This is a genomic window from Methanomicrobiales archaeon, assembly GCA_030019205.1.
Classification (GTDB): domain Archaea; phylum Halobacteriota; class Methanomicrobia; order Methanomicrobiales; family JACTUA01; genus JASEFH01.
In genome coordinates this window covers 102,409-111,588 of the sequence record JASEFH010000007.1, presented here as the reverse complement: position 1 = coordinate 111,588, position 9,180 = coordinate 102,409, and the positions used below count along the sequence as shown (strand labels likewise).

10 protein-coding genes and 1 tRNA gene are annotated in these 9,180 nt (G+C 63.8%); 8 read left to right on the top strand and 3 right to left on the bottom strand.

Going from position 1 to position 9,180, the window contains the following annotated elements:
• The first annotated feature begins 229 nt into the window (after positions 1 to 229).
• From QMC96_06060 to msrA, 5 genes are all read left to right on the top strand, one after another.
• On the top strand, positions 230 to 874 hold the full coding sequence (locus QMC96_06060; GenBank protein MDI6876319.1) for a PAS domain-containing protein: 645 nt from the start codon (positions 230 to 232) through the stop codon (positions 872 to 874).
• Positions 875 to 2,281: 1,407 nt separating this feature from the next.
• The gene (locus QMC96_06055; GenBank protein MDI6876318.1) at positions 2,282 to 2,953 is read left to right on the top strand and encodes a DUF5612 domain-containing protein; all 672 of its coding nucleotides are present in this window, start codon (positions 2,282 to 2,284) and stop codon (positions 2,951 to 2,953) included.
• Positions 2,953 to 3,534, top strand: a complete 582-nt coding sequence (locus QMC96_06050; GenBank protein ID MDI6876317.1) for an L-threonylcarbamoyladenylate synthase — start codon at positions 2,953 to 2,955, stop codon at positions 3,532 to 3,534. Before QMC96_06055 ends, QMC96_06050 begins: the two co-directional genes overlap by 1 nt.
• The gene (locus QMC96_06045) at positions 3,531 to 4,472 is read left to right on the top strand and encodes a nucleotidyltransferase domain-containing protein (protein ID MDI6876316.1); all 942 of its coding nucleotides are present in this window, start codon (positions 3,531 to 3,533) and stop codon (positions 4,470 to 4,472) included. The genes QMC96_06050 and QMC96_06045 overlap by 4 nt, the downstream gene beginning before the upstream one ends.
• Before the next feature lie 53 nt (positions 4,473 to 4,525).
• A complete protein-coding gene (msrA, locus tag QMC96_06040) occupies positions 4,526 to 5,014 on the top strand; it encodes a peptide-methionine (S)-S-oxide reductase MsrA (protein MDI6876315.1) in 489 nt (162 codons plus the stop codon).
• 10 nt (positions 5,015 to 5,024) lie between these two features.
• On the opposite strand, the gene QMC96_06035 is transcribed toward msrA, so the two are convergent.
• Positions 5,025 to 5,687, bottom strand: coding sequence for a Dna2/Cas4 domain-containing protein (locus QMC96_06035; GenBank protein ID MDI6876314.1), 663 nt, complete (start codon positions 5,685 to 5,687; stop codon positions 5,025 to 5,027).
• Positions 5,688 to 5,813: 126 nt separating this feature from the next.
• On the opposite strand from QMC96_06035, the gene QMC96_06030 reads away from it, so the two are divergent.
• The 3 genes from QMC96_06030 to QMC96_06020 all read left to right on the top strand — a co-directional run bounded on the left by QMC96_06030 (position 5,814) and on the right by QMC96_06020 (position 7,635).
• Positions 5,814 to 6,116 carry a DUF3467 domain-containing protein gene (locus QMC96_06030; protein MDI6876313.1) on the top strand — a complete coding sequence of 101 codons (303 nt, stop codon included), beginning with the start codon at positions 5,814 to 5,816 and terminating at the stop codon, positions 6,114 to 6,116.
• Between the two features lie 84 nt (positions 6,117 to 6,200).
• Positions 6,201 to 6,273, top strand: a tRNA-Thr gene (locus tag QMC96_06025).
• A 312-nt stretch (positions 6,274 to 6,585) separates the two neighbouring features.
• Positions 6,586 to 7,635: a serine hydrolase domain-containing protein gene (locus QMC96_06020; GenBank protein MDI6876312.1), complete on the top strand. Its 1,050-nt coding sequence runs from the start codon at positions 6,586 to 6,588 to the stop codon at positions 7,633 to 7,635.
• A gap of 20 nt (positions 7,636 to 7,655) precedes the next feature.
• Here QMC96_06020 and QMC96_06015 read toward each other — a convergent pair whose 3' ends face one another.
• Together QMC96_06015 and QMC96_06010 are read right to left on the bottom strand one after the other, a co-directional pair.
• Positions 7,656 to 7,994: a hypothetical protein gene (locus tag QMC96_06015; protein MDI6876311.1), complete on the bottom strand. Its 339-nt coding sequence runs from the start codon at positions 7,992 to 7,994 to the stop codon at positions 7,656 to 7,658.
• Between the two features lie 377 nt (positions 7,995 to 8,371).
• A complete protein-coding gene (locus tag QMC96_06010; protein MDI6876310.1) occupies positions 8,372 to 9,175 on the bottom strand; it encodes a hypothetical protein in 804 nt (267 codons plus the stop codon).
• Between the last annotated feature and the right edge of the window lie 5 nt (positions 9,176 to 9,180).

Sequence of the window (9,180 nt, the reverse complement as noted above, 5' to 3'; positions counted from 1 at the left end):
CGCGATGGAACTGGTGGACATGCCCCCCGAGCAGGATATCCACCAGTATATCGCCAGGCGACTCGTTGAAGTCGTTCCGCGAGCGTGCGTACATGTCTGTTCCTACGACGAGGCCAATCAGAGTTTTTCCATGACGGCGGTAGAAGATGAGAACGTTCGCAATGGGATTGCCCGCATACTGGGACGAGATTTGGTTGGTATGACCATGCCCCTCACGGAGGTATTCTCCATGCCCGCCGGGGGAGATCCTCTGAATCTGCTGCACAGGGGTCTGGAGGAGTTCATCCTCTATCCCGAACCTGCACCGGGAAGACCATCGTTTTACGATCTCTGCTTCCACCGGATCCCCGAAGATCTCTGCGAAGAGATCCTGCGCACCCTGAACATCGGCAAGGCGTACATCACATTCCTGGTCTGGAGCGACCGGTTATTCGGGACCGTCGGGATCTTCCTGCCCCCCGATGCGGTGCTCGAAGACCTCCAGGCGATCGAGTCGTTCCTGCGGCAGGCCTCCATCGCGATCGCCCGGCGGCAGACCGAGGACCGCCTCCGCCGCAGCGAACAGCGGTTCACCGAGGTGCTCGATGCTTCCCCGGTCCCGGCCGCCCTTGCGCAGGCGGACGGGCGCTACACCCTCCTCAACCAGAAGTTCACCGAGCTCCTCGGGTATACCCTGGCGGATATTCCTGCAGAAGAAGAGTGGTTCGAACGGGCGTTCCCGGATGCGAGCGAGCGAGAGGAGGCGGCCGCCGCCAAGGTGTGCACGGGGCGGGTGCGGTGCAGGAGCGGCGAGGAGAAAACCGTCCGCTTCGGCACGGTCCCCCTCAGCGATGGGACCCGGTATGTCACCTGCGAAGAGATCGGCGTCGGATGACGGGATCCTACCGGGCGCAGCAACACCGGGCGGCGACCCCGTGCCGCTGCAGCCCTGCTGGCCGCGGCTCCCGGTGCGACAGCAGTGCCAGAGACCGGGGATCATCGCTGTGATCGTGCCTTCGGAAATCAGCAGAGCGCACCATCCCCCTGTCAGGCCTTAGCAGAGGAGTTCCCTGCGGTGTCGCAGAACCGATCCCCTGCTGGCGGCTGTGCCGGAGGTCACGCGTTGTTCGCGAAAAACAGAACATCCCGGCTGTTCGGGAGAGACCGTCCCGATCCTGCGGGCGCCGGGAGGAGTCCTGCAGGATTATCGAAGAACCGACCTCCCTCTTTTTCGGGAATATCGACGTTCAGCACGGCAGGCAGCCCTCTGCGCCCCTCTCTGGAGGTGCAGGACCATATCGCTTGCGACAGATCGAAACCCAAGAGCACGTGAGATCCCTCGATCGCAGTACAGGCGCCTTCCGACGCAGGGGGTAAGAAGAGGATCAAGAGACGGGCCTTGTCTGGGCCGCATAGGCCGGGCCGGGGGTACGTGGGCTCCGGTTCCCATGTCCGGGCAGGTTCGGGCTCCGGCGGCAGCGTCTGCCGTGATTCCCGGAGGTATATGGTCAGCATCTCCGCCTTTTCCGCACTCGCATCCACGTACTCGATGTATGGCTCGTATCCTGTGTTGAACACCTCGATTTTATGCGATCCGCCCGCGACCTCCACGAGAAAGCTGCCCCGGTGTCTCCCCCCGATACTCGCCGTCAACGTACACGGACGAGCCCGCGGGACAGAGCAGTATGTCCCGGAGTGCGCGGTCGGATGGGGCGCTGTACGCTGAGCCCGATGCGCAACTGCTGGAGGTGCCGCCATTCGAATCCTCGAAGAGCTCGTCGATGCACCCCGCAGTCAGTACCGCACCAGACCGGAGGAGGAGCGCCGTTATCGGAGCGAGACGAAGGGCGCCCCGGTTATCGAACATACTCCGTATTTCTGCTTCAATTGTAAAATTCCTGCTATTTTCCGTTTCACATGAGGTATCCCGCAGGAACGCACCTCCCGGACCGCCTCTGGTTCTCACCCGCCGATGCTGCCGGGAGTGGGAGAGTGCAGGTCCGAGTGCACGGCGGCGCCCGGCGTATCTATGCCGCTGCTCCCCTCCGAGATCCCGGGAGATTTCGGAACCTTGGATGGCAGGAGGCGTTCCCGGCCGTACGCAGGATGCAGAATGTTTCTCGTCCGCCCCGGAGGGTCCGCTTTTCTCCTACCGAAAACCTATAACTGATCGGACTGCGAAAATTGTTCCACGCGAAATGAACGGAACAGCCTCGTCGAACAACGGTAACTCCCCTGCCCGCGAAGCGAACGGGCGGGCAGTCTCGAGCCCCGGAGCGGCCGGCGGCGTGTCGTGATCCCCATGGGCACAGAGGGCATCTACGCGATCAGCCTCACCACCAAGAACCACCCCGGCGTGTTGCGGGACATCGCGGCGGTGGTGGCAGCCCACGGCGCCAACATCCAGATGGTGCAGCAGTCCATCCTGGGATCGGGGCCCTGCAGGGGGATGGCCACGCTCTACTTCGAGCTGGAGGACGGCGACCGCGACGGGCTCATCGAGGAGCTCCGCTCGCTCTCCTGCGTGACGGACATCATCACCTACGCACCGTTCTCGCGGATCTTCGGCTCCCGCGTGATCATCATCGGCGGCGGCGCCCAGGTGGCGCAGGTGGCGCTGGGCGCGGTCAACGAGGCGGACCGCCACAACATCCGCGGCGAGCGCATCTCCGTCGATACCATCCCGCTCGTCGGCGAGCGGGACCTGGCGCAGGCGGTCGACGCGGTGGCCCGCCTCCCCCGGGCATCCATCCTGGTCCTCGCCGGGTCCCTCATGGGGGGCGAGATCGCGGAAGCGGTGGAGCGGGTCCGCGAGGCGGGCATCCCGGTGATCGCCCTGAAGATGGCCGGCAGCGTCCCCCGCCACGCGGATCTGGTGGTCACCGACCCCATCCAGGCCGGGGTGTTCGCCGTCATGCACGTGAGTCAGAAGGCCGTCTTCGACATCGACCGCGTCCGCGGTCTGGAGTTCTGATGGACATCATCCGCGAGGCGGTGCGGGTGCTGCAGCGGGACGGGCTCGTCGTCTACCCCACCGACACCATCTACGGCCTCGGGGGGGACGCGCTCTCCGATGACGCGGTGCTGAAGGTCTTCGAGGCCAAGCAGCGGCCGCACTCCCAGCCCATCTCGGTGGCGGTCTCGGACGTGGACATGCTCTGCGCGATCGCGGTGGTGCCGGACGAGGCGATGGAGTTCATCGAGCGGTTCCTCCCGGGGCCGGTCACGGTGGTGCTGAAGGCGAAGTCCCTGCTGCCGCCCATGCTGACCGGCGGCGGGGAGCGGATCGGGGTCCGCATCCCGGCCCACGAGATCGCTCTCTCCCTGATATCCGCCCTGGACGGCCCCATCACCGCCACCAGCGCGAACCTGCACGGGGAGAAGGACCCGGCCACCCCGGCCGAGGTGCGCGTGCCCCACGATCTCCTCATCGACGGGGGCAGGCTGCCGGGGACGCCGTCGACGGTGGTGGATCTGGTGCAGTGGAAGGTGCTCCGCCCGGGGGAGCGCGTGCGCGAGGTGATCGCCTGCCTGGCTGCACGGGGAGCGAGATGACGGAGCCCATCCGCCTGCGGGACTTCATCCAGGACCGGGACGGCTGGCTCTACTCGGTCTCCACCTACGACAACGACGAGAAGGTGGGCTGCATCCTCCGCTACGCCCCCGATCCCGCGGGGGAGCGGGTCGCCCTCGACGGGACGCGCTACCACAAGTTCGACTTCGAGGAGGGGTTCGAATGGATCCGGCGGCACAAACCCTGGTACAGCAACGTGATCCTGCGGGTGCCGCGCCGGGACGTGCGGCGGGTGTACCGTCCCGAGCGGGAGATCGACGCGATCGCGAACCGCAACTGGCGGGTGAGGCGGCTGCGGGAGATCCTGGATCTCCCGCCCGGCACGCTCGGATGCACCGGCTCCCTCCTCCTGGGTCTCGAGACCGAGACGTCCGACATCGATCTGGTGGTCTACGGCCCGTCCTTCTTCCGGGCGCAGGAACGGCTGAAAGAGGCGATCGCGGGCGGGGAAGTGGATGCGCTCTCGGAGGGGATGTGGCGCACCGTCTACGCGAAGCGGCAGCCCGAGATACCGTTTCCGGTCTTCGTCGCCCACGAGCGGCGGAAGTGGAACCGGGGGGTGCTCGGCGGCGCCTACTTCGACCTGCTCTACACCCGCTCGTACGACGAACTCTCCCGCGTCCCGACGGGGAGGGGCGAGGTCCTGGGGAGGCGGACGATCACCGCCACGGTCGCCGACGCCTCGCTCGCCTTCGACAATCCCGCCGTGTACCGCGTGGAGCACCCGGAGATCTCCCGCGTCCTCTCCTTCACCCACACCTACAGCGGCCAGGCGCAGGACGGCGAGGTGATCGAGGCCTGCGGCGTCTGCGAGCGGCACGGGGACGAGCTCTGGCTGGTGATCGGCACGACCCGCACCGCCCGGGGGGAGTACATCGTCTCGAAGACGCTGCTCGAGGGCGCGGGGGCGATCGGCTGATCGGCAGCAAGGTATATACCTGAACGGCCCCGTTTCCTCCCCGGGGTTCATGGATGGCGCACGAGGGCAACACCGAGAAGGCCACATTCGCCGCCGGCTGCTTCTGGGGCGTCGAGATGGCGTTCTGCCGCGTCCCGGGAGTGGTGGAGACTACCGTCGGCTACACGGGCGGGACCGTGGAGAGCCCGACCTACCGCGACGTCTGCACCGGGCTCACGGGCCACGCGGAGGCGGTCCAGGTGATCTACGATCCGCGGCAGGTCAGATACGACGACCTCCTGGAGGTCTTCTGGAGCATCCACGACCCGACCACGCCCGACCGCCAGGGTGCGGACGTCGGGTCGCAGTACCGTTCGGCGATCTTCTACCATACCGAGGAGCAGAAGAGGAGGGCGGAGGCCTCCCGGGACCGCCTCCAGCAGTCCGGGCGGTTCCGGCGCCCGATCGTCACCCAGATCGCGCCGGCGAGGGAGTTCTGGGCGGCCGAGGAGTACCACCAGAAGTACCTGGAGAAGCGCGGGATGAGGAGCTGCCATCTCTGATCGGGGGTCTTCAGAGCAGGTCCGAGAGACGGCGGGCGCCGCCCGCGCAGGGATCGGCGTGCGGGCAGGTTTCGCAGGGTGCGTTCAGGGGGCGTACCGGGATCTCGCCGCTCTCCACGCGGCGTGCCGCCTGGATGGCCCGCACCAGCCTCCGGCGGTCCCGGGGCTGGGGGATGCAGAGGCGGAGCACGCCGCTCGGGATGTACTCGACGTATCCCCCCTCCACCGCAAGGCCCAGGGTCTCGCGGAGGCAGGCGGCGTAGGCGGCGACCCGCAGGCGGTCGCTCGCGTAGACGCCGGCGGCGGGGGCCTCGCTCGACCGCGTGAGGGCAAAGTAGGGCTCTTCCGCAAAGATCTTGTCCACGACCCCGCGGATCCCGAGCGATTCGGAGGTGACGGCGAGATCGGTCTGCACGGGGACCGGCCAGTCCCGCTCGCGGCACCGCTGGACGCAGCCCTCCAGGAAGACCTGCATCGCGGGTTCGATGAGCGGGGCCACCATCCGCACCTCCTTCCAGATCGCCCCGGCGTCCAGCCTGCTTCCCAGGTGGTAGGAGATCTGTTTGCAGACGGTGTACCGCGGGGACTCCGCCCGCGGTGTTCTGCGCTCCAGGTAGAGCCGCAGGGGGCAGGAGCCCGCCGTCACCACGCTGGAGATGCTGATGAGATCCACGCTTCCACGCTCCGGATCACGCCGGGCCGCCCCCTTCCGGCGGGCGCCGCCCGTCTCCGGACCGCCGGAACGTCGTGCCCTGCATGTACGCTAAAGGCTTAATTCCCCGGGGGTAAAATCTTATGCATGCAGCCGTCCACCCGAGAGATCGCCGTCAACGTCCCGCAGGACCTCGATCCCGTCTACAGCAACCGCATCCAGATCGCCTACAAGGAGGACGAGGTCACCTTCATCTTCCTGCACGAGATCCCGGGTCTCAACCAGGCCCGCGCCAAGGCGATCGTCAGCATCAGCCCCCGCCACGCGAAGAACCTCCTCGAGGTGCTGGGGAACAGTCTCCGCGACTACGAGAAGAAGTTCGGCACGATCGAGCCGGCGGGCGATGCCAGGCAGCCTGTCGAGAGCGTCACCATGCGGGGGTATTCGTAACGCGCCCGCGGGTGCGGCAGTTCGGGCAGGACCTGTTCCTCCAGCACTTTTAATATGCCGGAGCGCCCACATTATACGGTACGTGCCGCTGTGGCTCAGCTGGCAGAGCGGCGGTTTCGTAAACCGCAAGTCGGGGGTTCGAATCCCTCCAGCGGCTTCTTTTCGTCATTCTGTTGTAATCTATCGTCTCTCTTGCCTTGCATGCGGCGAACATCGAGCCCATGTTCTATCTCCACCGGCTGGCGATGCCGCAAGGCTCCGCGATGCCAGGGTCAGTCTCTACCTCCTGTGGCTTACGCTCTTTGCGATGGCATACTGCCATCCGCTAGGACGGGTTCTCCTCCAGAATAGTGCTCTTTTCCGCATATTTGACGGGAGGTTTCCGAATCCGAACATGCGATCGGGCGCCCTTGAGGAAGACATCGCCATAATTATTCTGCAGGGCGCACATTTTTCTGAAAGGATCTCGATGGAAATCAGCAGAACGCAGAAGATTGAACACGTATTCGATCGTTTCAGGAATTCAAATCCGGTTCACGAAGGGGTCCTGTTCGTCGAGAGCACGGACGGCGACTTCTCGTACAGCAGAGGATGCGGGGGCAGGGACCTGGATTCCCCCCTGCTCATGGCGAGCGTCACCAAACTCTTCACGACGGCCTGCATCCTGGCCTTGCGGGAGCAGGGGCGGCTATCCCTCGACGACACGGTCGCGAACTATTTCGATCCCGCCGTGCTGCGCGGGCTCCACGTCTATCGGGGCCAGGAGTACTCGTTCGACCTGACCGTGTCCGACCTGCTGCATCAGGTGAGCGGGCTGCCGGACGCGTACGAAGAAGGGGATGGCAGCCTGAAGAGCCGGCTCGTTCGCGAGGACTTTTCGATCACCTTCGAGGAGCTCGTGGCGGAGACGAAGAGACGGAGACCGCATTTTGCACCGCGAACCCGGCGGCGGGCCCACTATGCCGATATCAACTTCGACATGCTCGGCGAGATCGTCGAGACCGTGACCGCCCTGCCGCTGGCGGAGGTCTTCCGCCAGTTCGTATGCGAACCCCTGGGGCTGAAGAGCACGTACCTCCCCGCATGCGAGAACGACTCTGTTCCGGATATCTGCTGCAACGATACCGCGATCCGCCGCCCGAAGTTTGTCAGGAGCAGCCGGGCGAGCGGGGGATGCATCACCACCGCCCGCGACCTGATGGCGTTCGTCAAGGGCTTCTTCGGCGGCAGGCTCTTCGATGGGGCCGTATTCGATACGCTGTCCGCATCGAACCGGCTGCAGGCCTCGAGGGGGCCGATCCACTACGGCAGCGGGTACATGCGAATTCCCCTTGAGGGGCTGGCGACTCTCTTCCTGGGACGGGGCGAGCTGATCGGCCACTCGGGCTCGACGGGTTCGTTCGCGTTCTACTATCCCCTGAAAGAACTGTTCTTTGTGGGGGACCTGAACCAGATGGGCAACGCCGCCCTCCCTGTTCGGCTGTCCCTGCGGCTCGCGATGCTGGCGAGAAGCTGGTGAGGGGGAAAACCGGAAAAACACTATAGGAGACCCGGAAACTGTTCGGGCTCGTACTCGAACCGCTCCATCCTGAGCGCGACGACGAGCCGTGACAGTGGGATCTCGATAGGGAGATCGTTCATACCGACGATGTTCCGGACCTCCGGTGTCGTCGCGAGCGAGGGGTCGATGAGGGGCGAGATAAGCGCGAGGACCTCCCGATAGGAGGCATCGACCTCGTCGAGGGTTGCGAGGCCGTAGATGATGTACTTCCCGCTCCTGTAGATGGTGGCCTTGCCTCGGGAGAAGAGGGTATAGGCACCGCAGCAGTCCTGGGACTGTAAGGGGGAATCTTCTGTGCCCTGAGTGGTCCCTCCCACAGGGTCATCCCTGCAAGCGCCGCTACTCTCCCGGAAGAGAAGAAGGCGGAAGAAATCGGGAAACACTGATATGCGGGGTCTAAATCGCCATAGGCTCAATATAGAACAACGAAAGGCCAAACAAAAAGCGGAGATATTATAGAATGGGCGGGCAATAGGATACTATTGTATTCTGAGCAGGCCACCCGCTTTCGTGAACATATCCTTGCTCCTCCATAACCTGCGACTTGCTCGGATCCGCGTAGGCGAGGTGGACATCCAGGAAGCAATCGGGATCGATCCGGACCGAGGAACAGCTTCGGGAGGGAAGAAGCATGGAAGCACGGAACAGAAAACTGGATGAGTGGTATAGCAAGATAAAACATGGCCAGACTAAGTTACCGCGGTTCCAGCGATTCGAAGCATGGGACCGGCAGCGCATCTGCAGCCTGGTGGAGACGGTCATTCATAACCTTCCCCTGGGCATTACACTCGTTCTGGAAGTAGGGGACAACGAGAAGTTCATCTCCCGGTACCTCATGACCGCTCCCAGAACGGATGGTCGCGTCTATGAGCACCTGCTTGACGGTCAACAGCGTCTTACGGCACTCTGGCGGGTTTTTCACAACAATTACGAGAATGAGACCTATTTCATCTATCTCAGAGAATTCGACCGTTTTGATGGAGATTCGAAACGCGAGGATCTTACCGTGTTCTGTCGAAGCCGTTACTACCGGGAGAACGGTGAACGCTATCCGCTCTGGTGTGACGACCCGGCACAGTGTCTTGAGCGTGGCATGATCCCTACCAACCTCATGCGGCCGGAAGACATCCAGAACGAGATCGATGAGTGGATTGAGGCGGCAACAAAGCCACTGGAGCCTGCTGGAGAGAAAGAGGAACTGCTCAGATTCTTTGAATATAAGAAACGGGTCAGCGACCGGATCAAGGACTTTCGTTCGATCATCGCCAACTATAAGCTCCCCTACCTCTCGCTCCCCCTCCCAAACCGACAAAACCGTTGCCCTGAACGTCTTCATCAACATGAATACCAACAGCAAACCGCTCTCACAGTACGACATCATCGTCGCGGAAGTGGAGAGTGTCATGGGGCAGTCCCTCCACGATCTGGAGACGGGACTCAATAAAAAATATCCGGAAATCGTCCGGTATTCGCCGCTTTCAGACCAGATCCTTACCACCTCCG

Excerpts from the sequence above, each read along its gene's own strand:
- QMC96_06060 (MDI6876319.1), top strand. The coding sequence starts at position 230 with ATGCCCGCCGGGGGAGATCCTCTGAATCTGCTGCACAGGGGTCTGGAG.
- QMC96_06030 (MDI6876313.1), top strand. The coding sequence starts at position 5,814 with ATGCAGCCGTCCACCCGAGAGATCGCCGTCAACGTCCCGCAGGACCTC.
- QMC96_06045 (MDI6876316.1), top strand. The coding sequence starts at position 3,531 with ATGACGGAGCCCATCCGCCTGCGGGACTTCATCCAGGACCGGGACGGC.
- QMC96_06055 (MDI6876318.1), top strand. The coding sequence starts at position 2,282 with ATGGGCACAGAGGGCATCTACGCGATCAGCCTCACCACCAAGAACCAC.
- msrA (MDI6876315.1), top strand. The coding sequence starts at position 4,526 with ATGGCGCACGAGGGCAACACCGAGAAGGCCACATTCGCCGCCGGCTGC.
- QMC96_06020 (MDI6876312.1), top strand. The coding sequence starts at position 6,586 with ATGGAAATCAGCAGAACGCAGAAGATTGAACACGTATTCGATCGTTTC.
- QMC96_06050 (MDI6876317.1), top strand. The coding sequence starts at position 2,953 with ATGGACATCATCCGCGAGGCGGTGCGGGTGCTGCAGCGGGACGGGCTC.